Origin of the sequence: Streptomyces sp. NRRL WC-3618 (assembly GCF_001280005.1) — a bacterium.
In the GTDB taxonomy this organism is placed as follows: domain Bacteria; phylum Actinomycetota; class Actinomycetes; order Streptomycetales; family Streptomycetaceae; genus Streptomyces.
Genome location: NZ_LGDW01000002.1, coordinates 25361 through 47303 on the forward strand (window position 1 = coordinate 25361; position 21943 = coordinate 47303).

Consider the following 21943-nt stretch of genomic DNA (forward strand, 5'->3'; position numbering starts at 1 on the left):
CTTTCGTTCGGCGGTCGCGGGAGGGGCAGGATTGCGCGGGCGCCGCTCACCGGTCCCACCACCGTGTGCTGTGCGCCGTACGGCGCCTCGCGGGGGTGTCTCGCTCGTAGGGCAGGCTGCCGTCGGGCATGTGGACCACCTCGACGTACAGTCCGATGCCGGTACGGACGTACACCCAGCGGTCGCCTGCCAGGGGCCCGGCCGGGATGGTCTCGGGCGTGGCGAGCATCGTGCAGCCGGGCTGCCCGGCGAGATACGCGGCCGCCGCGTCGACGTCGTCCACATACAGCGCGAGGTGGTTGCCGCCCACGTCGCTGTTGCGGGGCCAGTCCCGGCGCGTACCGGGGTGGGGGTAGTGGTTGAGCTCGACCGTGTCGGTGGGGCCCATGCGCAGGGCCGCCTGGTGCAGGGTGCCGCCCGGGGGCACGCCCAGGGCCTGTGCCAGGTCGGGGTCGGTGAGGTCGGCCGTCGCGCGGTAGAGGAGTTCGGCGCCCAGGACCCGGGTGAAGAAGGCCGCCGCCGCGTCGAGGTCCGCGACTGTGTAGGCGAGGTGGTCGACGTTGCGGGCGCCGGGCAGGGGTTCGGCCGCGGCTGAACCCTCGTCGCGGTTGTACCACCGCTCGCACGGGCCGAAGCGCCGCGCCGGGGTGTGCCGTTCATAGGGCAGGGACGCGGGGGCCGCGCGCAGTTCGAGGGGCATCCCCCAGGGCGTGGTCACGCGCACCCAGCGGGTTCCCGCCGCGGGGTGTCCGGCGGGCACCGTCCGTACGGGGCCGTAAGGGTGCCAAGGGCCGCGCTCCCGCACAGCGGCCACTGCGGCGTCGACGTCGGTGACGTACAGGCCCAGGTGGGTGCTGCCCACGTCGTGGGGGCGGGGCGGCGATGCCTTGTTGTCGGGTGAACTGTAGGCGAAGAGCTCGACGTTGGTGGTCGGTCCGAGGCGGACCAGGGCGATCTCGGCGGCAGCTCGGGGATGGACGTCGAGGTGCTCGCGCATCCAGTCGTCGTCGTGGGACAGCGGAGGCAGGCGGTACACGAGCTCGCCGCCCAGCACGCGCACCGTGAAGTCGACGGCGTCATCGAGGTCCGGCACGGTCAGGGCCACGTGGTCGACCCTGCGGGCCGTGGGCACGCCCCGTGCGGCGCGGGTGGGTACGGCGTCGGAGGCGTCGCGGCCGGCTGTCATGACCCGCTCCTCGGCGGCGTGGGGGTATGCGGAGTGCGGCTCTTGGCAGGCGTGGGGGTATGCGGGTCGCTGCTCCCGAAAGCCTCCTCTGGAGTCGCCGTGACCGGGATCCGACGGTCACCGTTGCCCGGCGTCGTCGCCCGGACGTGCCGGTCGATCAGCAGACGGCAGGCCTCCCGGACCGGTAGGGGAGCAAGTCCCTCCGTCGCCGGGTGGGTCGAGAGCAGTCCGCTGGACAGGCAGGTGGAGGCGGGCCGGCCGGCGTAGCGGCCGAAGGCGCGGGGTTCTCCCACGACCAGTTCCGGTGGGGCGCCCAGTTCCTCGGCGATGACGGTCGCCCAGTGCGCCCGGGAGATCCGCTCCGGGCCACCGAGATGGAGCAGCGGCGGGGGTGTCCGCGTGGCCCTGAGGAGTGCGGTGGTCACGTCGACGGCGTCGTCGAGGAGTACGGGGGTGGTCCACTGGTCGACAGGCGCCGTGACCGGCTCGCCGGCCAGGAGACGGTGCGCGCACGCGGCGAAGAAGTTGAGCCACTTCGGGGTGTCGGTGGGCTCCCACCCGTAGATGAGGCTGACCCGCAGCAGGGTGACGGCGGGCAGGTGGGCCAGCATCCGTTCGGCGGCGAGCTTCGCCCGGCCGTAGGCGTTGGCGGGGCCGGTCGGGGCCGACTCGTCCGGCGGCGGGCCGGCGAGGCCGTCGAAGACGTTGTCGGTCGAGATGAACACGACGCGCCGGCCCCCCACTGAGCGCGCCACCTGTCGTGCGGCCTCGGCATGGCCGTGCAGCGCCCGGTCGGGGTGCTCCTCGCACCAGGTCACGTCCGACGGGCCGTGGACGAGAACGACGGAGTCCGCCCCGGTGTCCTTCAGCGCTCCGGCGAAGGCTCCGTCCTCGGTGATGTCGAGAGGGATCCAGGCCGGTACGACGCCGTCGCCGGCGGGGGAGTCGCCGGAAAGGGGTGGAGTCCGGGAACCGAGGACCGCCGTGCCACCGGACCCTGTGAGGTGCCGGGCGAGGGCGCGGCCGACGAAGCCGCTGCCGACGACAAGGGTGTTCATACGCACCCTCCGATCCCGGCCGCGGCGGGCAGTGTCCCGGCCAGCATGTGTGCCATGCCCAGGAGACAGTGGTCGTCGTCCGCGGCGCCCAGCGCGAGCATCGACCGGATCTCCTCCTCGTCGAGCCCGAAGCAGCCCAACTTGGTCAACTCGTCGCCGAGCAGCGTGATGAAGCGCGGTCCGACGGCCACCGCGAAGCCGCCGATGAACAGATATCGACGGACACCGATCGAGGTGAAGACGCAGTTGACCGCCATGGCCAGCGGCAACAGGCAGCCGCGCAGCAGCCGGGTGGCGAATACGTCGTCGACGCGGACCGCACGAGCCAGGGCCTCGTTGGTGATGCCGTCCGGGGTGCCGTGCGCCGACTCGGCGAGCGCGGATCCGGCGAAGCCCGCGGGGTCGGCCGAGGCGGCCCGGCGGGCCGCCGTCAGTACCCCGCGACCGGAGGCGATGCCGCCGAGGTGGCCCCGGCCGCCGCACTCGCAGGGCACGGCGTCCTCGCGGGGATCGACGCGCCAGTGGCCGATCTCGCCGCCGTGCCCGGAGTCCGAGATGAGCACCTCACCGTTGCGGAAGACCTTGTGCCCGATGCCCGAGCTGATGGTGATCAGACAGAAGGGGTCGGGTTCGGTGCTCGCGTAGCGCCAGGCGGCGGCGGTGATGTCGTTGGCCACGACGACCGGCACGGTCAGCCGCCGGTTCAGGATGTCGGCGATGGGCAGAGGGGCTGCGGGGCCGCCCCACAACGTGGGTCCGGCCAGCACCGTGCCGTCCTTGGTCATCGGTCCCGCGAACGAGACCCCGACCGCGTTCGCGTCCGCCCCTTCGGGCGTGGCGAGATAGGCCTCCAGCTCCCGGGCGAGTTGCTCGACCACCCGGTCCTGCAACTCCTGGGCGGACAACTCCTGGTAGCGGCCCAGCCCTTGGGTCGCCGTCCGGCGGACCGCCTCGACACGGTCCCCTCCTTCGGCGATCCGACCGATGCGCAAGGTGGTGCCGCCGAGGTCGGCGACCACGTACCGGCGGGGAGCGCCCGTCGGCGTGGTGGGTTCGGACAGCGTGGTCATGGGGCCACACCTCCGAGTACGCCGAGCGGGTCGCACTGCTGCACGGTGCCGTCCTCCAGGAGGACGGCCCCCTCCAGGCGGGCGCCCTCCGGCACCACAGACCCGGGCAGCAGCACGCACTCCCGCACGCTCGCCCCGGCCCCGACGGTGACCCCGGGATACACCACGCTGCGCTCCACCCGCCCGGCGTTGACCAGGTCGGCGGGGACGATGCTGTCGTGCACGGAGGCCTCGCGCGCAACGTACCGGCGTGGCACCGCGGGGCGCACAGTGAGCGGTAACTCGGACAGGTCCATCGTCGGGGCCTCGCCCAGCAGGGCGAGGTGGGCCCGGTGATACCGGTCGACCGTGCCGATGTCCTCCCAGTAGCCGGTGACCTCGTATCCCCGGATCCGTTCGGCGGCGTCCAGCATGGCCGGGATGACGTCGCGGCTGATGTCGTGCTGCCAGTCCGTACCGTCCAACTGCTCCAGGTAGCGGCGCAGGATCGCCGCGTCGAAGACGCAGAAGGCGGCGAACACCAGGTCGCTGGTGGGCTGCGCGGGCTTTTCGACGAACCCGGTGAGATTTCCGGCGGGGTCGAACTCCACCATGCCGAACAGGTGCACATATCGGCGTTCGATGCGTTGGTACGCCACGGTCAGTGCGGCACGCTCGGCCCGGTGCCGGCGGATCATGTCGCCGTAGTCGAACCGGTAGACGTGATCGGCGTGCAGTACCAGCACCTCGGAGGTGTCCGCGCCGAAGACGTACTCGGCCTTGCGGATCAGAGCGTCGGCGGTGCCGCGCTCGCCGGGCCAGGTGCGCTCGGGCAGCCGGCCGGGGACGCCGGCCGGGCTCTGGCGGTAGACCTCGTCGTACGGTCCGAAGTGCACCCGGAACGCGCCAGGGCTGCCGTTCCACACGGTGTGGAGGTCGTCCATGAGCTGCCGCTCCTCGTACTGCGAGAGCAGTAACGTTTCTGTGAAGCCGGAGCGGCGGGCGTTGGCGAGGCTGAAGTCGATCAGTCGGCTGGTACCGCCGAACGGAACCAGCGGCTTGAGCCGGCCACGCCCCAGTGGACCCATACGCCGTCCCTCGCCGCCGGCCAGCAGAACCGCTCGTACGCCGTCCATCTCATGCTCCTCGATGTGCGGAGGTCGCGGCGAGCGAGCCGAGACCGGCGACCAGGTCCGGCAGCGCGGCCAGGGCGGTGTCGAGTTCCGTGCGGCTGATGTCGTTGACGAAGCAGGCCTGTCCGATGCCGACGGGCAGCGGCAGCAGTTGTCTGCCGTCGCGGTGCCTGACGGTGTCGGCGAGTGCCCGCGCCATGAGATCCGGGGTGCACACGGGATGCCAGGTCGGCAGTGCGAGAGCGTCCATGACGCGCAGGATCCGCTCCAGATCCCTGCGGCCGAGCAGTCCTCGCCGGTGGGCGAGGACGGCGCTGAACGCCATGTCGATACAGACGGCCTCGCCGTGCAGCAGCTCGGGCAGTGCCGCCATCTCGACGACAGGGGAGAAGGAGTGCCCGAAGTCGACCAGGCGTTGCAGGTCGTGTTCCCAGAGGTTGGGCTGGAGCTCTTCGAGCATGCTGTGGATGGCGCGCGCCATGACGTCCTCGGCCACCGTGCCGCCGTCGGCGGAACCGGCGGTCTGCATCCGTTCCTCGACCAGACGGGAGCCGTGTGTCTCCAGGTGTCCGAAGAGCACCGCGTCCTTGACCACAGCCATTTTGAGGATCTCGGCGAGCCCGTTGCGCAGGTGCCGCGGGCTGAGCGTGTCGAGGAAATCCCGGTCGTCGAGGGTGGCCGCGGAGGGATGGTAGGTGCCCAGACGGTTCTTGTGCTGGCGGAAGTTGACCCCGGTCTTGGCGCCGATTCCCGCGTCCACCATGCCGATGAGGGTGGTGGGCACGCGCAGGTAGGGGGTGGAGCGGCGGTACAGGCTCGTGGCCAGGCCGACCAGGTCGGTCAGCACGCCTCCGCCGACGGCGATGACCGGTTCGTGGCGACGGGAGATACCGAAGGCGTCCATCGCGGAGACGATCTCGAAGACCGTCTCCATGCTCTTCACGGACTCGTAGGCGTCGACGACGAACACCTCGTGGTCGACGGCCTGTTGGGTGAAGTAGTCGCCGATCCGGGCGCCGTGCAGCGCGTGCACGTTGGCGTCGACCACGACGAGGCGGCGTCCGGGGCGCTGCTCCCGCGCCACGCCGGCGGTGGCCAGGGTCGGGTTCGACCGGTCGAGCAGGCCCGGACTCAGTACGACTTCGTAACTGACCGCCTTGCTGGTGCTGACCTGCCAGGTGCGGTGCGGCGTTCTGATGTCGGGCCCGCGGGGCCGTAACGGCGTCGACATCGATGTCGATTCGGGCTGGACTGTCATGTCGTCAAGCCTTTCCTCGCATCAGGGCACGGCGGTGCCAGGCCTTGATGCCGGTGGGGTGGCCGACCGTGGTCGCACCTCGGCGAGAGGCGGTCGGCATTGCATGGCGAACTCGGTGACGTGTCCGACTGCTGTCGAAGGGTTACGCGTGGCCCGTGACCGCGGGCGATACCGGGTTCGTGAGGGGACGCCACCAGGACAGGGTGACGCTGTCCGCATCGAGGCACGCGGGCCGCGTCATCGACTTCTGCGCGTCCCGGAAGGCCGACATGGTGGCGCCGATGTCGTCCGACGCGACGGTGAACACCGCGAGGTGGCTGGTGTCACCGAGAACGGGTGAACGGTCGCTCTCCACAAGGGAGTAGCGCTCGGCGGCGACGAAGTCCGGAACCTGGAGGACCTCGTTGAGATGAAATGCGTCGTACCAGCGGTGATACTCGGATTCCATGCCTGGTGTGGGTCGTGTATGAACAGCGAGCAGATACCTGGCCATTCTGCCTTTCCCCGGGAAAACGCGGTGTGTTCGAGTCGGCGATCTCGGCTCTCCGCACTCCGGGCAATACCAGAATATCTGTCGGGCAGTGATCATCTGAGATGACGGGGTGTGCAGATTGGCTCGATCTTGGATGCGATCGATTCAAGGCGAAAAAATAATGACCAGTCAAGTGCGTGGGTGTGGTGTTTCAGCCAGGTGATTGAGTCACATCTGCAACACGGGTCACACATCTCGCTCGTACGCAGGTTCTTAGCGGGACGGATGAAAGACGCTGTCTCCGTGGAAGTTGGCCGACATGGTTCCTCCCGAGCCCTGGGAAGAGGGCGGCGGCGCCGGCCTCGATGATCCGAGTGGAACCAGTGGGAATCACCGCGTTGGCGGCGGGATATCCAGGCCAACCAATCCCGCGTGATTGACAGTTGCTCGCAGCTCCCCGCATGCTGATGGTTGGTGTGGGAAACCGTTGGTGTCTGTGCTCGCGTCCATTGAGGACGTCGCCTCCTTTGAGTGCGCCCGCGAGGAACAGGCCGTGCCGCAATTCCCGGTCGCCGATCCCCACTCGTCGCCTCCTCCAGATCTCCCAGATCTCCTCTATATCTCCTCCACATCTTTTCCCGCGCACCGTCACGCGCCGACGTGCGTTGTCACCCACCACGATTCGAGGGACAGGCATGCCTATGACCGAGTACGAGGGAGACACGGCCACACTTCGTCTGGCGGTCGTCGGATCCGGAAACATGGCCCGCCGGTTCCTCAAACAGCTACCGGACAGCGAGCGGTGCGAGCTGCGGGCGATCGGCGACCGCGATCCGGCGTCGGCTCGGGTGCTGGCGGACGAGGTCGCCCATCTCTGCGAGGGCGAGCTGCTCTGCGGCACCGAGGACGAGGTCCTCTCCTCCGACCAGGTGGACGCCGTCTACATCGCGACCGTCCACACCACGCACGCCGAAATCGCCGTGCGCGCGATCGCGGCAGGCAAGCATGTCCTGTGCGAGAAGCCGCTGACCGTCAACCACGCCCAGGCGATGGCTGCCGTGGACGCCGCGCAGCACGCCGGAGTCCGCCTCGTCGAGGCGATGATGTTCCGCTTCCATCCGCAGATGGCAGCCGTTCGTGAACTCGTCCGCGCCGGCGCCATCGGGGATGTCCACCACATCGACGCGGGCTTCTCCTTCCTGGTGCCCACCGAGCGCCACGAAGCCACCATCGTCACCGCCGACCTGGTCATTCCCGACGCAGGCGGCCACGAAGGGCGGCTGTTCGACCCGAACCTGGCCGGCGGCGGGATCCTGGACGTCGGCTGCTATCCGGTGTCGATGGCGCGGGCCGTCGCGGGCGCCGCGGCCGGTGTCGACTTCCTGGAACCGGTGGAGCTCACCGGCCACGGAACCGTCAGCGACGACGGAATCGACCAGTGGGCCATCGCCCACCTGCGTTTCGACAACGGCGTGACCGCGTCCCTGCGAACCGGCGTGTGGATGGTCGACAACAACACGGTGCAGATCGTCGGGTCGCGAGGCACGATCGAGATGCTCGACCCGTGGGCGCTGTCGCCGAGTCCCCGCATCGTCGTCCGCCGGATCGGGCAGGTGCCCGAAGAGCAGACATTCCCCGCGTCGGGGGCCTACGCCCTCCAGATGGACGCCTTCGCCGCGAGTATCGCCGGACCGGAGCCGGAGGCGATCAGCAACGCCGACTCCCTGGGCAACGCGGCGGCCTTGGACCGCTGGCGCGAGGCGATCGGGGTCCGGTACCCGTTCGAACGTGACGACGCCGCCATCGGCACGGTGTCCTCGCTGCCGCTGCGCGTGCCCGTACCCGGCGGGGGCACCGGAGAGGACGCCCGCGCCGCCCGGATCGAGGGCCTGGACAAGCCGCTCGCGCGGATCGTCATGGGCTGCGACCACCAGCCCGATCTCCGCACCGCCTCCGCGCTGTTCGACCACTACGTCACGCTGGGCGGCAACGTCTTCGACACAGCCCACTTCTACCTCGATGGCCAGGCCGAGCGGCAGCTGGGCCGGTGGATCGCCAACCGGGGCATCCGGGACGACGTCGTGGTGATCGGCAAGGGCGCCCACACCCCGGACTGCGACCCGGAGGCACTGACCCGGCAGCTGCATGAGTCGCTGGACCGGCAGGGCACGGGCCACCTCGACATCTACATGCTGCACCGCGACAACGAGGACATCCCGGCCGGTGAGTTCGTCGACGTCCTCGACGAGCACGCGGACGCCGGGCTCATCCGGGTCTTCGGCGGGTCGAACTGGTCGGTGCGACGGGTGGCCGAGGCGAACGACTGGGCACGAGCCCACGGCAAACGCGGCTTCACGGTGCTCAGCAACTACTTCGGTCTCGCCGAGCCCTTCGACCTGCCGTGGCCCGGCTGTCTGGACGCCTGCGACGCGGAATCACGGCGCTGGCTGACCGAACAGCAGATGCCCCTGTTCGCCTGGTCGGCCCGCTCCCGCAACTTCTTCACCCGGGCCGACCCCGCGGACCGGTCGGACGAACTGCTGGCGCGCTGCTTCTACCACCCCGAGAACTTCGAGCGTAAGCGGCGAGCCGAGAAGCTCGCCCATGACCACGGCGTCTCGCCCTCCGCGATCGCGATGGCGTACGTCCTGCATCAGCCCTTCCCGACCTTCGCCATGTACGGCCCCAAGACACTCGCGGAGTCCCGGGACGGTTTCCGGGCGGCTGAGGTCGCCCTCACCCCTGAACAGGTTGCCTGGCTGCATGGCGACACGCCGTGACCGGTGAGAGAAGGGCTGAGAAAGTGCCTTCAGAACAGGTGTTCCGGAAGTTCCCGGACAGTTTCACGTGGGGCGTGTCGACGGCGTCGTACCAGATAGAGGGCGCGGTCCACGAGGACGGTCGCGGACCGTCGATATGGGACGTCTTCTCCCACACCCCGGGTGCCACCGCCCGGGGCGACCATGGCGACGTTGCCTGCGATCACTACCACCGGTTCCGCGAGGACGTCGCACTCGTGCGCGATCTCGGGGCGGGAAGCTACCGGTTCTCGGTGGCGTGGCCCAGGATCCAGCCGGAGGGCCACGGCCCGGCGAACCAGAAAGGGCTGGACTTCTACCGCCGCCTGACCGACGAACTCCTCGACGCGGGCGTGGAACCGTGGCTGACGCTCTACCACTGGGACCTCCCACAGCAACTGGAGGAGCGCGGCGGCTGGCGCACCCGGGACACCGCCGAACGGTTCGCCGACTACGCCGCGCTGGTGCACGACGCGCTGAGCGACCGGGTCACCTGGTGGTCGACCCTCAACGAGCCCTACTGCACGGCGTTCCTCGGCATGGCCACAGGTGAGCATGCCCCCGGCACCCGCGAGGGGCACGGCGCGCTCGCCGCCGCGCACCATCTGATGGTCGGCCACGGTCTTGCCGTACAGGCGATGCGGGCGCAGCGGCGCGGTGCGGAGAAGTTCGGCGTCACGCTCAACCTGACCGAGGTCCGGCCCGCTTCCGCGGATCCGGCCGACCGGGCCGCGGCCGAGCGCCTCGACCTGATGCACAACCGGGTGTTCACCGATCCGATCCTGGCCGGCACCTTTCCGTCGCTGGAACGCGAAGTGTGGTCGGACATCACCGACTTCGCCTTCCGCCGACCTGACGACCTCGCCCTCATCCGGCAGCCGCTGGACTTCCTCGGCATGAACGTCTACTGCCCCACCTACGCCAAGTTCGCGCCCACCGCGGACCCGGACCCGAGGTTCCGTACGGCGGCCGACATCGACGTCGTGTCCGCGCCGCCCGCGGACCTCCCACGTACCGCGATGGGCTGGCCGGTCGACGCGACCGTACTCACCCAACTGCTGCGCGGCCTGAACAAGGACTACCGCGGCCTGCCGCCGGTCTACATCACCGAGAACGGCGCCGCCTTCCGCGACGTACCCGACGCGACGGGCCACGTACCGGACCCCGAACGCATCGCGTACATCGACAGCCACCTCGGGGCGGTCCAGGACGCCCTGGCCGAAGGCATCGACGTACGGGGTTACTTCTGCTGGTCCCTCCTGGACAACTTCGAATGGGCTTACGGCTACGCCAAGCGCTTCGGCCTCATCTACGTCGACTACGACGACGACCTGCGTCGCGTACCGAAGTCCAGCTACCACTGGTACCGGGATCTCATTCGGGCACAGGGCGAAAGCTGAGAGTCTGTGCGTGGCGGCGAAACGAGTGGACACGAATGAAGACCGTGTCCTACGTGGTGAGGTGAGTGAGGCGGACGAGTCGTTCATAGCAGCACAGGGCGGCTACCAGTCCGAGAAGGGCGAGGTAGTTGCGGGGAAGAAGTGGCCCAGCACACCGCCCCGCTCTGCCGCCGACCGCGACCACCCAGACCTTCACCGTGAAGACAACGAAGTCACCGGCGATCCCGAATGCCGCTCCCCGGCCGGCCCGGCCGGTTCACCACGACGGTCTGCGGCCGTGCGCGTAGACGAACACCCCCCGGGGGTGGTCCTCGAAGTGCAGGTGCGGGCCGGTGACGTGGCCGGTACTGCCGACCTTGCCGAGCGTGTCGCCCGCCCTGACCTCGCGGCCGACGACGACACCGCGCTGCGACAGGTGGCAGTAGACGTAGACCCGGCCGTTGTCGGCGTGGAGACCGATCCACTGCCCGTACGCGCCCCCGTTGCCGTTGGACCACTGGATCGTGCCGTCGCGGACGGCGACGACCTTGACCCCCTCCCGCGCGGCGTAGTCGTCACCGGTGTGGTAGCCGGCGATGTACCGAGGGTTCTCGATGCCGTAGCGGTAGGTGATGATGTGCCCGGGCACCGGGGAGGGCACCCCGTTCGACGAGCCCTCGCCGCCTACCACGAAGCCGAAGCGGGCGCCGAGTTCCTGGAGCGATTCCAATCCCGGAAGGCCGTCCGCCCTGGCGCCGGAGAAGCCGAGCTGCCGCTGCCACTTGGCGTAGGCGTCCTGGGTGTGGCGGCCGAAGGTGCCCGGGCCCGAACTGAAATCGAGCCCCACCGCCTGTGCCAGGGCGTTTTGGACCACCAGCACGCTGTCGTTGTGCGCGCCGGGACGCAGTTGGGACAGAAGTACGACCTTGGACATGACCGGCATCCCTTCGGGTAGGGGCTCGTGATCAGTACCCGCAGGGCCCGCGGTGGGGGTCGAACTGGCAGACCCGGCCGGCGAGGTTGGATCCGTCGCGGTACACGCCGTAGCGGCCCATGACGTAGTTCATGGCGGCACAGACGTTGGCGACGCCGTCGTAGATCCCGTTCGACGTGCCGGGCTGGTGGTACTCGGCGAAGGTACCCGGGACGACCTGCATGAGGCCCCGGGAGCAGCCGCGCGGGTGGCCGTCGCTCCGGAGGGGACCGACGGCGTTGCTGTCCCAGGTGTTGACCGCGTTGAAGAGGTACGACGACTCGCGCCGGGCGGCGACGAGGATGCCCGGCAGCCAGTGGGTCTGCGGCACCCCGAGGATGCCGCAGGCCTCCTTGGCGGCGGCCGTGGCGCTTCCGTCCTTCACGTGGCCGAAGGTCACCTGGGCGAGCGGGATGGCGGAGTGCCCGACAGCGGTGGGCGGGTGCGCAGCGGGGGCGGCGTCGGGGGCGGGGCCTCCGTCGGAGCCGGGGGTCGGCTGCCGGCCGTCGAAGAAACTCAGCCCGAGGACGGTGAACCCCTGCCGACGGCCCAACTCGGTGAGCGAGAACCGGCCGAACACCCCGTCCGCGTCGGCGCCGATCAGTCCGAGTTTGCGCTGGAAGGCAGCCACCGCGCCCTTCGTACGTGGCCCGAACGTCCCTGGCGCGGCGGCGTAGTCGAGCCCGACCTCCTTCGCCAGCGCGGCCTGGACGGTCCGCACCGCGATGTTCCTCGCCCCGTACACGACGTCTGAGGCCGCCACCGAGAGCTCGACGGCCGGCAGTACCGTGCCGGGCCAGAGCCACGACGCGGAGGCCGTCCCGCCCCGGGGGTCGTTCGGGTCGGCCGTGGGCGGACAGCCGTCCTCGAACCGGGGCGCGAAGTAGCCGACGACTCCCGGACTGCTGCGCTCAGTGCGGTGCGAGTAGACGCCGTAGCCCTGGCCGTCGTCCACGGCTCCCTCGGGGATGGTGTTCCCGCCCTTGGTGCGTACGTGCGTGTCATCGAAGCCGACCACCAGCTCGGTGTGCTTGCCCCCGTGCAGGTTTACCCACGCACCCACCGACGGGTACAGGGACCACTGGCCGCGGGCGCGCGCCCAGTTGCTGAAAGTGGTGACGTTGACGACCTTGGGCACGAGGTGCTCCAGAGCCGCATCGGCGTACATGTCCCAGTCGAACATGACGCACCACGCCTGGCCGTCCGCGCCGAACTGCTTACCGAAGGGGGTCCGGTTGTTGTATCCCTTGCCGGGCGCATTCGTCTCGTAAACGCCCTCGGGAACACCCTGGATGTGATCAACCAGCTTTCGCCACTGGGGTATTGCCATCATCGTCCCGCCTTCCGAAAACGGCAGCCGAATAGGCGCTGTTCACCGGTTCCGAGGGTTGCGAGAGGCTTGGGCGCTGATACGGCCCACCTTCCACAACCAGCGAATCAGGCGCGGCCCGTGATCGCCACTCGGGCCCGCCGACGCGGCTGAGCCTGCCCCGAGCCCTGAGCCGGCCCTGCGGCCGCCTGCCGTGGAGCATCCCGGCGGCGCGACGGGCGGCCCGCAACCTCGACGCCGTGCGCCGCCACGTCGCGCACCCGGGACACTGCCCGCAGTGAGTCGTGCCAACGCAGGAGCCTCACACGGTGTGTCGACGAGGAGGTCGAAGGCGAGGCCGCTGGAGCCCTCGCCTCCGACCGTCAGAAAAGTCAGCATTGGGCGGCTACCAGGTGTGCGCCACGTCCACCACCAGCCGACCGGGCAGCACCATGACCCGGAACGGCAACTCGCCATGAGTTGTTGTGGTCGGTACGGATTCACTGTGAGAGTTCCGCTCGTCGAACCGCCACAAAAAAGGCCTCTGAGCACCTGCTTATGGCTCTTTGCGAGCGGTTTGAGTACTTAATTATGATTAAGTGCGATTAGGTCTGGTGAGTGTGGTGTCGGTGAACGATGATCACGACGGCTGAGAGCGATGCGTACAAGAGGAGCGGCGACCGTCTCTCGCGCCTGTGATCGATGTCGGTCGACCGGTATTCGGTATGAGGACGGGCTATGACACGAAACGAGCGGCGAGCCGACCGGGGGACGGTGGACCGGTCGGAGGGTTTCGGCGAGCGGCTCCTGGGCGTGCTGCTGGACCGGGCGCATGAGATGCCGCCCCAGCTGATTGCGCCGCTGGTCGCGGAAGAAGTGGCCAGGATCGGCGGCCGCGAGGTCTCGATCCTGCTGCAGGACTACGCACAGGAGCTGCTCGTGCCGCTGCCCGGCAGGAGACTGCTGGTCGGTGACGCCGAGCCGGTCGATGATTCCCCGGCCGGCGCAGCCTTCCTGTACGTGACCCCCCTTGAGGTCAGTCAGCCTGACGGCGTGCGGATGTACCTGCCGTTGCTGGACGGCAGCGATGAGGTGGGAGTGATGGCCCTCACCCTGGACACGGTCGATGACGACGACCGGCGGCTGCTGCGCAGGCTCGCCGGTCTGGTTGCCGACATGCTGGTGACCAAGCATGCCTACACCGACCGGTTTTTCCAGGCCCGTCGTCAGGAACCGATGAGTGTGGCCGCGGAGATGCAGTGGTCCCTGCTGCCGCCGCTGACGATGTCCGTGCCACAGGTCGCCCTCGCCGGGATCCTGGAGCCTGCCTACAGCATCGCCGGCGACAGCTTCGACTACGCCCTGAATGACAACATGCTGCACGTGGCCGTGTTCGATGCGATGGGCCACGGCCTGGATGCCGCCACCATGGCGACGGTCGCGGTCGGCGCCTACCGGCACACCCGGCGCGCCGGGGTCGGCCTGTCCGAGAAGTACGTGTACATGGATCAGGCCATCGCCGAACAGTTCGGCCCCGACCACTTCGTCACCGCCCAGATGATGGACCTGGACATCACAACCGGCCAGCTGCGGTGGGTCAACGCGGGCCACCCCCCGCCGTTGCTGATCCGCGACCGTCAGGTCCTGCGGCGTCTGGACAGCCCGCCCACCCTGCCGGTCGGCTTCGGCGGGGAGCGCCCGCAGATCAGCGCATACACACTCCAGCGCGGCGACCGGCTGCTGTTCTACACCGACGGTGTGATCGAGGAACGCGACGCGGAAGGAGAACCGTTCGGCGAGGAACGGCTCATCCGTTGTGTCAACCTCGCAGATCACTCCGAAGTGGGAGTGCGGGCCGAGGCGCGTCGGCTCTCCCGCACCCTGAGGCGGCAGCGGGGCGGGCGCACCAGCGACGATGCGACCATCCTCATGGTCGAGTGGCGTGGCGGCACCGCGGACCACATGGCCGCTCTGGAGTAGACGGATGGCGACGGCCCGGCACCGACGACCAGGTCGTGATCAGCACTTGCTTCCAGCGGTTGCGCTCGTGATCTCGCATCCGTCCACTGCCTTCGTTGCAGATGCCGACCTTCGCGGCACCCAACCCGATGTGGACCATCAAGTACAGGACGGCGGGCGGACCCGGCTTGAAGCCAGGTGGCGTTGTACCAGTCGCCGTGCTCGCGGCGGCGGTAGTGGGCGCGCCGTCCCGGCCGGTGGCCGAGACTGCTGGGATCAAGCGATTCCTGAGGGTGTTCGCGCGAGGCCGCGGCTGCTCTGAAGAACGCCGCCGCCACCGTCGCCAGGCTGACCGTGCCGCCGTCCAGCAGCCTGACGCCGATGACCGCGGACTCCGGCACACCGTCGAGCAGCGCGCCGAGTGCGAGCGCGGTCCCGGATCCCCCTGCTCGGCCTCCGAGGGCTGTGCCTGTGCCCGTTGGTGACCGGAGCGTTTGCGGTGACGCCCTCCACGCCGGGCCGGCCAGACGTTGCCCCCGGTGTAGGCGAGGGCGCCGATGAGGGTACCGGCGACCGCGGCGCGAGCCCTGCCTGCTCGTACGCCTCCCCGACCAGTTCGAAGGACACCGCTGAGATCAGCACGCCGGCCCCGAAGGCCATCACGGTCGCGATCACCTTCTGCGGCACCCGTAGCCCGTACCCCAGCGCGGCACCGAGCAGCAGCGCCGAGCCCGCCACAGCCCCCATGTCCAGCCTGTACACCATCAGCCATGCCGACCCGCGTACCCGCCACGGCTGAGGATCAGCCGGTGCTGTCGGGCGGCGGCGTCGCATGCGGTGACCGTCGACCGGTATTCGGGGACCGAGATCGTCTGCATCGTCGTTGGCCAAAGGGGTACGCGCACCTGGCACCACCCCCGCCCGAGGAATCGAGAGCACCCTGAGCGAGCGCGACCCGGAAGCCTGTGCGGCTGCTGCTCCGCGCGCCGCGCGAGCGGAGGCGGGCGAGAGTGGGAGAAGTCCCGAATAACCGGACACCCGTCCCGACACCGCCGAACGGGCGACGACCTTTCACCGGCGCCCCTACCCGAAGGAGAACAACCCTGATGGCCACCGTGTCTCTCACCGGAGCGTCCAAGGAGGACTCCGCCACCATCTTCGAGGTGCTGCGCACGGCATTTCCCACCGACCGTCCCGCCGGGGACGTGCTCCAGGGACAGCCGGGCGACCGCTCCGCCGTGTGGACGGCGGAGTTCGAGCCGACCCAGGAGTGGATCCCGACCGGGCCCACCCCGCTGGAGGGCCCGGTCGCCGCGACGATCCAGGGCGGCTATCTGGCCGTGGACCGACTCCGCGAGGCGCTGAGCGCCGCGTTCGACGTGCAGGAGCGGGGCACCGCGTCGGGAGACCAGGAGAAGGAGATCGACCTGCGCCTCGGGACGAAGAGGTGACGAGCCGGGAAACCGCGGGAAACCGAAAGCGCGGAGTCGACCCACTAGGAGAAGAGCGGCATGGTGCAGATCGGGTACACGATGATGACCGAGCAGGCCGGCCCGCGCGAGCTCGTCGGCCATGTGGTCGGCGCCGAACGCGCCGGTTTCGACTTCTCGGTCACGTCCGACCACTACTTCCCCTGGCTGACGTCCCAGGGACACGCCCCCTATGCGTGGAGCGTGCTCGGTGCCGCCGCGCAGGCCACCGAACGCATTCCCCTGATGACATACGTGACGTGCCCGACGACCCGCTACCACCCGGCGGTCGTCGCCCAGAAGGCCGCCACCGTGCAACTCCTCTCGCAGGGGCGGTTCCGCCTGGGACTCGGCTCCGGTGAGAACCTCAACGAGCATGTGGTGGGCGGCGGTTGGCCGGCCCCGCATGTCCGGCTGGAAAGGCTGGAAGAGGCGGTGGAGATCATCCGCTCGCTCTTCGCCGGGGAGAACGTCAACCACCATGGTGACCATTTCGACGTCGAGAACGCCACTTTGTGGGATCTGCCCGACGCGCCCCCGCCGATCGGTGTCGCCGTCTCGGGTGACCGCTCGTGTGAACTCGCCGGCCGTCTCGCCGACCTGGTGATCGCCACCGAACCCGAGCCGGACCTGATCTCCGCGTTCGACCGCCACGGCGGCGCGGGAAAGCCCAAAGTCGGCCAGCTGCCGATCTGTTACGACACCGACCGTGACGCGGCGATCGCCCGCGCCCATGAGCAGTTCCGCTGGTTCGGCGGCGGCTGGCCGGTCAACTCCGAACTGCCCGGACCTGCCGCGTTCGAGGGTGCCACCCAGTTCGTACGGCCTGAGGACGTGGCCCGGTCCATTCCCTGCGGGGACGACGTGGACGCCGTCGTCGAGGCGGTACGCCCCTATGTCGAGGCGGGGTTCACCGAGGTCGCCCTGGTCCAGATCGGCGGCGACCACCAGGAACCGTACATGGAGTGGGCCGAGCGGAAGTTGCTGCCGGCCCTGCGTGACCTGTGAGAGGGCGAGGGCACCCGGGATGACCACGAAACGCGCCGCGATCTTCGACGTCGACGGGACGCTGGTCGACACCAATCACCTCCACGTCGTCACCTGGTGGGAGGCGTTCCGCCAGGCGGGCCACCGGGTCCCGATGCGGCAGATCCACCGTGCCGTGGGCCTCAGCGGCGGCGACCTTTTGGCCCACCTGCTCGGCGACGACCGCGCCCCGGAGGAGGACGAACAGCTCGCCGCGGCCCACCACGCCCTCTACGCGACGTACTTCGAGCGGCTGCCCGCGCTGGACGCGGCGGGCGACCTGTTGCGCGCACTGGCCGAGCGGGGCTGGGGAATCGTCCTGGCGACATCGGCGGGCGGAGCGGAACTCGCCGCGCTGCGACGGGCCATCGGCGCGGACGACGTCATTCTCGGAGCGGCCGGCGCGGACGACGTGGCCGAGGGCAAACCCGCCCCCGACCCCGTCCGGCTGGCCAGGGAACTGGCCGGGGTGCCGAGTGAACGGGCCGTGTTCGTCGGAGACACCGTCTGGGACATGAAGTCCGCCGCACAGGACGGGGTGGCTCCCGTGGCGGTGCTGTCCGGCGGGATCCCGCGTGCCGACCTGGAGGCGGCCGGCGCCCACGCGGTGTACCGGGGTCCCGCCGATCTCCTCGGACACTTGGACTCGAGTGTCTTTGCCGGCCTGGAGTGACCTGGCCCCGGGGCCGTACGCGATCAGCCCGTGATGAGGACCGAGCCGTCCGGCCTCGTCACGACGGGGGAGGCGTGGGCCCGGGGGCGGGGCGGACGAAGACGATCTCCTTCGCCGTGGTGATCCGGGCGCCCATGTTGCGCTCCATCATCTCCAGGGCGGCGGACTCCAGACGCGGATGGATGGACGCGACGGCGTCCCTGGGCACCGTGACCCCGAGATGGCGGATGTGCGCGTCCAGGGCGGAGTAAAGGACACACTGCTCGGTGACCTGACCGCTCAGCACTATGTGCCTGACGCCCAGTCGCGACAGGAGGTAGGACAGTGGTGTCTCGTAGAAGGCGGAATGGCGCGCCTTGACCACGAAGAGTGACTCGTCGTCCGGCGTTATCGGCTTGATCAGGTCGGCGTGCGGTCCGGACAGCGCGGTGTCCACGAGCTCTCCGTGGTGTGAGCGCCACAGCCCGAAATTGTCGTTCGCGTAGATCACCGGCACATCCGCGCTTCGGGCCCGGCCGATCAGTTCCGCCACGACGGGTACGACACGTTCGGCGGACCGTACGAGCAGCTCGGCGTCCTCGTGTTCGTACGTGTTGATCATGTCGACCACGACGAGAGCGAGTCCAGCCGTTGTCGTCGTGCCTGTGGGCCGCTCCATGGTTTCGCCGCCCGTCGTGTGCTGTCAGGGCTGTTCGGGGACGCGGTGCCGAGTACCCGGTGCGCCGAGGGGTTTAACAAGGCCCTCCGTGATCTGGTCGGTGCTCCAGTTCCGGCTACCGGCGGAATTCGTTGACCTGCGGAAACGTAGCTCGTGATGGGTGGATCCCCCGTGTTGAGGTCTGAGGGTTCCCGGGTGGACTTCCCTACGTCGACGTCGTCCGTTGGCTCCTCGGGCGTTATGCCGGACCGCCGTCTGATGGTGTGCCCGTGGCGCGCCGGACGGGGAACATCGTTGGGATCGGATCGTTCGTGAGGAAGTCGACAATGAGCTGGTTGACCTGCTGGGGCTTCTCCATCGCCAGCGCGTGAGAGGTTCCCGGGACGACGGCCAGTTCGGAGTCGGGAATCGCGCGATACAGGGCGATCGTGTGTTCGAGTGTGATCAGGTCGTCGTCGCCAACGAGGACGAGGGTGGGCGCGCTGAGGCGAGCCAGGTCCTCGGTGGAGATGGTGGGCTGCGTGCGGATCATGTCGGCCATCTTGTTCACGACGACCGGCCAGTGGGCGGCGCCGTCGGGCGACGCGACTTCGTACATCCCGCGGAACCCCGCCATGGCGGGAGCATCCGCCGACATGTTGTCCAGCATCGCCGGCGCCGCGGAGCTCTCCGGGGCGGGGAGGAAGTTGGCCCCCATGGCCACAACCTTCCGAACCAGGTCGGGGCGGGCGATGGCGACGAGTAGGGCGACGATCCCGCCGTCGCTCCATCCGACGAGATGGGCCGGGCCGCCGACGACCGACTCCAGGAAGGCGATGGTGTCATCGGCCATGTCCTGGTACGAGAGCGGCCCTTCAACGTCGGGCGTATGCCCGTGCCCGCGACGCTCGGGCAGGAACAGGCTGTACCTCGCCGCGAGGGCGGCCCGCTGGGCCCCCCAGATCTCATTTGTGCACAAGCCGCCGTGAAGGAGGAGCAGCGGGTCACCGGCGCCCTCCACCTCGTACCACGTCTTCACGCCGGGTAGCTCCACGTATCCGCTCATCGCCACAAGCCTCTCCAGAGTGCTGCCGTTCACCCTCAGTCTCCGCAGCCGATTGAATCACCCGAACGCGACAGTGCGGCTGAGCGCCCAGGTGTGTTCACGCCTGCTGTCTTTTGCTGTCGACCTGGCTGCCGGGAATCGAGCAATGCTCACTACCTGTGGATCAGTTCCGGAGGGCACGCGAAGGGCGTACCTTCCCGAATGATCCTTTGATGGTCACCGAGTGGGCCGGCGTTGCGAGCGCCGGTCGGGAAGGCACGCCCGTGCTCACCGTGGTGAATGACGACGCCGCCACGCGAGACGGCTCCCTGATCGATGAGATCGTGCGCGAGGGCGCCCGCCGCATGCTGGCCGCGGCGCTGGAGGCGGAAGTCAACCAGTACATAGTCGAGTTGGCGGCCGAGACCGACGAGCGTGGGCGCCGCATGGTCGTCCGCAACGGCCACCACCGGCCCCGCACCGGGGTGACCCCAGCCGGACCCGTCGAGGTCACCGCGCCGCGGGTGAACGACCGCCGCATCGACGAGGCCACCGGTGAGCGGAAGCGGTTCTCCTCGAAGATCCTGCCGCCGTGGTGCCACAAGTCACCGAAGGTCAGCGAGGTGCTGCCGATGCTCTACCTGCACGGTCTGTCGTCTGGGGACTTCGTGCCCGCGCTGGAGAAGTTCCCCGCCGTGCCGCCGAGGGCGACGGCGCGGCATGCGCGACCCGGAACTGGTCGTCGGCGACGGCGCGATGGGACTGTGGCGGGCGCTGGCCGAGGTGTTCCCCGCCGCCCGCCATCAGCGGTGCTGGGTTCACATGGCCCGAAATGTCACCAACGCCCTGCCGAAGTCCGCGCAACCGGGCGCGACGAAGGCGATGCAGGAGATCTTTCCTTTGCCCCTCCTCGCCTTGCGGACAGCCGCCCGGGACTGACGACCTCGGACGCCGACGCCATGTGGCGTCGGCGGACAAGCAGGGCGATCGGGGTACCGCGATGACGGCTCGTGTCACCGGCAGCTGGCGAAGGGGGACCACCTTCCCGATCGGACCAGGCCCGGACGACTAGGCGTTTCGCGGTGTTCGCCGCCGGGAACCCGGCGGGCCCCCGACGCAGACGAGAGGAACGGACATGGGCCCGGCGCCCGATCTGCCCGGAACCCAGGTCCTCGGCTTCCTCGCCTGCGCCTCCGTCGTCCGCCGCAGCGCCTACCTGGACGTGGGCGGCTTCCACCCGGTGCTGTTCTTCGGTGGCGAGGAGACCCTGCTCGCCTACGACCTCGCCGCCCGCGGCTGGGGCGTCACCCACTGCCCTGACGTGGTCGCCCACCACCACCCGGCACCGTCGCCCCGCAACGGCCGCTCGGCCACCGTCCGCCGCAACGCCCTGCTCACCGCATGGCTGCGCCGCCCCCTTCCCTACGCGCTCGCCCGTACCGTGGAACTGGCCACCGAGGCCCGGTGTGATCCCGACGCCCGCCAGGCCCTGCGCGAGGCCCTCGCCCGCCTGCCCGCCGCACTGGGCGCGCGTCGGCCGCTGCCCCCGGATGTCGAACATGCCGCCCGCAAGCTTGAAACCGCGGCCGCAGCCATCGGAGCAACGACATGACCGATCCCCGCACGACCGTCCTCGTCATCACCCACAACCGCCGCCCCGAACTGCTGCGTACCCTCGACCGGTTGGCCGAACTGCCGGAGCGGCCCCAGGTGATCGTCACCGACAACGCCTCCACCGACGGCACCGCCGAAGCCGTCACCCGCCACCACCCCCAGGTACTGCTGCTCTGCCCCGGCCGCAACCTCGGCGCCGTCGGACGAAACCTCGCCATGCACCAGGTGCGGACACCCTACGTGGCCTTCTGCGACGACGACTCCTGGTGGGCTCCCGGCTCCCTGACCGGGGCCGCCGACCTGCTCGACCGGCACCCCGCGGTCGGCGCGGTCACGGCACGCATCATCGTCGAACCCGACGGCACGGAAGACCCGATCGTCACCGAACTGCGCAACTCGCCCATCCCCGGGCCTGACTGGCTGCCCGGACCGGCGCTCGGCTCCTTCCTCGCCGCCGCGACCGTACTGCGCGCCGACGCGTTCCGGGCTGCCGGCGGCTTCCACCCCAGGCTGTGGCTCGGGGGCGAGGAGGAGCTGCTCGCCGCGGATCTCGCCGCCGATGGCTGGTGGCTGACATACGCCGACCACCTGACGGTCCACCACCAGCCGTCGGCCGTCCGGGACGCCACGCTGCGCCGCGCCCACGGCATCCGCAACACGCTGTGGTTCACCTGGCTGCGCCGCCCGGCCGGCCGGGCCCTGCGCCGCACCCTGAACCTCGCCCGCACCGTCCCGCGCGACACCGCCTCCCTGCACGCCTTCGCCGAGGCCGCGGCCGCACTGCCGTGGGTACTGCGCGAACGGCGGGTGCTGCCCGCGGAGGTCGAGTCCCGGCTGCGACTCCTGGAGGCCGCACAGCGCCAGTCGACCGCCCGCCAGTACGTAGGCTGAGCGGGGCCGCGCGT

Annotated in this window: 17 protein-coding genes and 3 pseudogenes; 9 read left to right on the forward strand and 11 right to left on the reverse strand. The window is 69.7% G+C overall.

The window, feature by feature from the left end; genetic code table 11:
- Window positions 1–46 precede the first annotated feature (46 nt).
- The 6 genes from ADL01_RS01115 to ADL01_RS01140 form a co-directional block, all read right to left on the reverse strand.
- On the reverse strand, window positions 47–1186 hold the full coding sequence (locus tag ADL01_RS01115; protein ID WP_053739940.1) for a VOC family protein: 1140 nt from the start codon (window positions 1184–1186) through the stop codon (window positions 47–49).
- Window positions 1183–2244: an SDR family oxidoreductase gene (locus ADL01_RS01120; RefSeq protein WP_053739941.1), complete on the reverse strand. Its 1062-nt coding sequence runs from the start codon at window positions 2242–2244 to the stop codon at window positions 1183–1185. The genes ADL01_RS01115 and ADL01_RS01120 overlap by 4 nt, the downstream gene beginning before the upstream one ends.
- Window positions 2241–3314 (reverse strand): ROK family protein, encoded by a 1074-nt coding sequence (locus ADL01_RS01125; protein WP_053739942.1) that lies wholly within the window; start codon window positions 3312–3314, stop codon window positions 2241–2243. The genes ADL01_RS01120 and ADL01_RS01125 overlap by 4 nt, the downstream gene beginning before the upstream one ends.
- Window positions 3311–4429 (reverse strand): glucose-1-phosphate adenylyltransferase family protein, encoded by a 1119-nt coding sequence (locus tag ADL01_RS01130; protein ID WP_053739943.1) that lies wholly within the window; start codon window positions 4427–4429, stop codon window positions 3311–3313. Before ADL01_RS01130 ends, ADL01_RS01125 begins: the two co-directional genes overlap by 4 nt.
- Window position 4430: 1 nt before the next feature.
- A complete protein-coding gene (locus tag ADL01_RS01135; protein ID WP_078960252.1) occupies window positions 4431–5684 on the reverse strand; it encodes a sedoheptulose 7-phosphate cyclase in 1254 nt (417 codons plus the stop codon).
- A 142-nt stretch (window positions 5685–5826) separates the two neighbouring features.
- Complete coding sequence (locus ADL01_RS01140) at window positions 5827–6132, reverse strand: hypothetical protein (RefSeq protein WP_053739944.1); 306 nt, start codon at window positions 6130–6132, stop codon at window positions 5827–5829.
- A gap of 719 nt (window positions 6133–6851) precedes the next feature.
- Between ADL01_RS01140 and ADL01_RS01145 the strand changes: the two genes are divergently transcribed.
- Both ADL01_RS01145 and ADL01_RS01150 read left to right on the forward strand, forming a co-directional pair.
- Window positions 6852–8936, forward strand: a complete 2085-nt coding sequence (locus ADL01_RS01145; RefSeq protein WP_053739945.1) for an aldo/keto reductase — start codon at window positions 6852–6854, stop codon at window positions 8934–8936.
- 23 nt (window positions 8937–8959) lie between these two features.
- Window positions 8960–10354 (forward strand): GH1 family beta-glucosidase, encoded by a 1395-nt coding sequence (locus ADL01_RS01150; RefSeq protein ID WP_053739946.1) that lies wholly within the window; start codon window positions 8960–8962, stop codon window positions 10352–10354.
- Between the two features lie 256 nt (window positions 10355–10610).
- Here ADL01_RS01150 and ADL01_RS01155 read toward each other — a convergent pair whose 3' ends face one another.
- Window positions 10611–11267, reverse strand: a complete 657-nt coding sequence (locus ADL01_RS01155; RefSeq protein WP_053739947.1) for a peptidoglycan DD-metalloendopeptidase family protein — start codon at window positions 11265–11267, stop codon at window positions 10611–10613.
- A gap of 31 nt (window positions 11268–11298) precedes the next feature.
- On the reverse strand, window positions 11299–12639 hold the full coding sequence (locus tag ADL01_RS01160; protein ID WP_053739948.1) for a peptidoglycan-binding protein: 1341 nt from the start codon (window positions 12637–12639) through the stop codon (window positions 11299–11301).
- Window positions 12640–13353: 714 nt separating this feature from the next.
- Here ADL01_RS01160 and ADL01_RS01165 point away from each other — a divergent pair.
- Window positions 13354–14595: a PP2C family protein-serine/threonine phosphatase gene (locus tag ADL01_RS01165; protein ID WP_053739949.1), complete on the forward strand. Its 1242-nt coding sequence runs from the start codon at window positions 13354–13356 to the stop codon at window positions 14593–14595.
- A 302-nt stretch (window positions 14596–14897) separates the two neighbouring features.
- Here the strand turns inward: ADL01_RS01165 and ADL01_RS45600 are convergent.
- A pseudogene (locus tag ADL01_RS45600) lies at window positions 14898–15346 on the reverse strand (ZIP family zinc transporter); the annotation flags it as partial.
- Window positions 15347–15680: 334 nt separating this feature from the next.
- Between ADL01_RS45600 and ADL01_RS01175 the strand changes: the two are divergent.
- From ADL01_RS01175 to ADL01_RS01185, 3 genes are read left to right on the forward strand one after another with little or no spacing between them, the layout of a single operon-like run.
- Window positions 15681–16025: a hypothetical protein gene (locus ADL01_RS01175; protein WP_053739951.1), complete on the forward strand. Its 345-nt coding sequence runs from the start codon at window positions 15681–15683 to the stop codon at window positions 16023–16025.
- Between the two features lie 60 nt (window positions 16026–16085).
- A complete protein-coding gene (locus tag ADL01_RS01180; RefSeq protein WP_053739952.1) occupies window positions 16086–17051 on the forward strand; it encodes an LLM class F420-dependent oxidoreductase in 966 nt (321 codons plus the stop codon).
- Between the two features lie 19 nt (window positions 17052–17070).
- Entirely contained in the window at window positions 17071–17742 is a 672-nt protein-coding gene (locus ADL01_RS01185; RefSeq protein ID WP_053739953.1) for an HAD family hydrolase, read from the forward strand.
- Window positions 17743–17800: 58 nt separating this feature from the next.
- On the opposite strand, the gene ADL01_RS01190 is transcribed toward ADL01_RS01185, so the two are convergent.
- Both ADL01_RS01190 and ADL01_RS01195 read right to left on the reverse strand, forming a co-directional pair.
- Window positions 17801–18400, reverse strand: a complete 600-nt coding sequence (locus tag ADL01_RS01190) for a cysteine hydrolase family protein (RefSeq protein WP_053739954.1) — start codon at window positions 18398–18400, stop codon at window positions 17801–17803.
- Window positions 18401–18638: 238 nt separating this feature from the next.
- Complete coding sequence (locus ADL01_RS01195) at window positions 18639–19445, reverse strand: alpha/beta fold hydrolase (protein WP_053740005.1); 807 nt, start codon at window positions 19443–19445, stop codon at window positions 18639–18641.
- Between the two features lie 263 nt (window positions 19446–19708).
- Here ADL01_RS01195 and ADL01_RS41160 point away from each other — a divergent pair.
- The 3 genes and pseudogenes from ADL01_RS41160 to ADL01_RS01215 form a co-directional block, all read left to right on the forward strand.
- A pseudogene (locus ADL01_RS41160) lies at window positions 19709–20321 on the forward strand (transposase); the annotation flags it as partial.
- Window positions 20322–20559: 238 nt separating this feature from the next.
- A pseudogene (locus tag ADL01_RS01210) lies at window positions 20560–21036 on the forward strand (glycosyltransferase family 2 protein); the annotation flags it as partial.
- Entirely contained in the window at window positions 21033–21929 is an 897-nt protein-coding gene (locus tag ADL01_RS01215; protein ID WP_053739957.1) for a glycosyltransferase family 2 protein, read from the forward strand. The pseudogene ADL01_RS01210 and the gene ADL01_RS01215, both read left to right, overlap by 4 nt.
- Window positions 21930–21943: the final 14 nt, after the last annotated feature.

Coding starts and splice junctions, on each gene's coding strand:
- ADL01_RS01195 (WP_053740005.1), bottom strand. CDS start 19,445: ATGAGCGGATACGTGGAGCTACCCGGCGTGAAGACGTGGTACGAGGTG.
- ADL01_RS01215 (WP_053739957.1), top strand. CDS start 21,033: ATGACCGATCCCCGCACGACCGTCCTCGTCATCACCCACAACCGCCGC.
- ADL01_RS01120 (WP_053739941.1), bottom strand. CDS start 2,244: ATGAACACCCTTGTCGTCGGCAGCGGCTTCGTCGGCCGCGCCCTCGCC.
- ADL01_RS01165 (WP_053739949.1), top strand. CDS start 13,354: ATGACACGAAACGAGCGGCGAGCCGACCGGGGGACGGTGGACCGGTCG.
- ADL01_RS01175 (WP_053739951.1), top strand. CDS start 15,681: ATGGCCACCGTGTCTCTCACCGGAGCGTCCAAGGAGGACTCCGCCACC.
- ADL01_RS01125 (WP_053739942.1), bottom strand. CDS start 3,314: ATGACCACGCTGTCCGAACCCACCACGCCGACGGGCGCTCCCCGCCGG.
- ADL01_RS01115 (WP_053739940.1), bottom strand. CDS start 1,186: ATGACAGCCGGCCGCGACGCCTCCGACGCCGTACCCACCCGCGCCGCA.
- ADL01_RS01190 (WP_053739954.1), bottom strand. CDS start 18,400: ATGGAGCGGCCCACAGGCACGACGACAACGGCTGGACTCGCTCTCGTC.
- ADL01_RS01185 (WP_053739953.1), top strand. CDS start 17,071: ATGACCACGAAACGCGCCGCGATCTTCGACGTCGACGGGACGCTGGTC.
- ADL01_RS01135 (WP_078960252.1), bottom strand. CDS start 5,684: ATGACAGTCCAGCCCGAATCGACATCGATGTCGACGCCGTTACGGCCC.
- ADL01_RS01160 (WP_053739948.1), bottom strand. CDS start 12,639: ATGATGGCAATACCCCAGTGGCGAAAGCTGGTTGATCACATCCAGGGT.
- ADL01_RS01130 (WP_053739943.1), bottom strand. CDS start 4,429: ATGGACGGCGTACGAGCGGTTCTGCTGGCCGGCGGCGAGGGACGGCGT.
- ADL01_RS01145 (WP_053739945.1), top strand. CDS start 6,852: ATGCCTATGACCGAGTACGAGGGAGACACGGCCACACTTCGTCTGGCG.
- ADL01_RS01180 (WP_053739952.1), top strand. CDS start 16,086: ATGGTGCAGATCGGGTACACGATGATGACCGAGCAGGCCGGCCCGCGC.
- ADL01_RS01140 (WP_053739944.1), bottom strand. CDS start 6,132: ATGGAATCCGAGTATCACCGCTGGTACGACGCATTTCATCTCAACGAG.
- ADL01_RS01155 (WP_053739947.1), bottom strand. CDS start 11,267: ATGTCCAAGGTCGTACTTCTGTCCCAACTGCGTCCCGGCGCGCACAAC.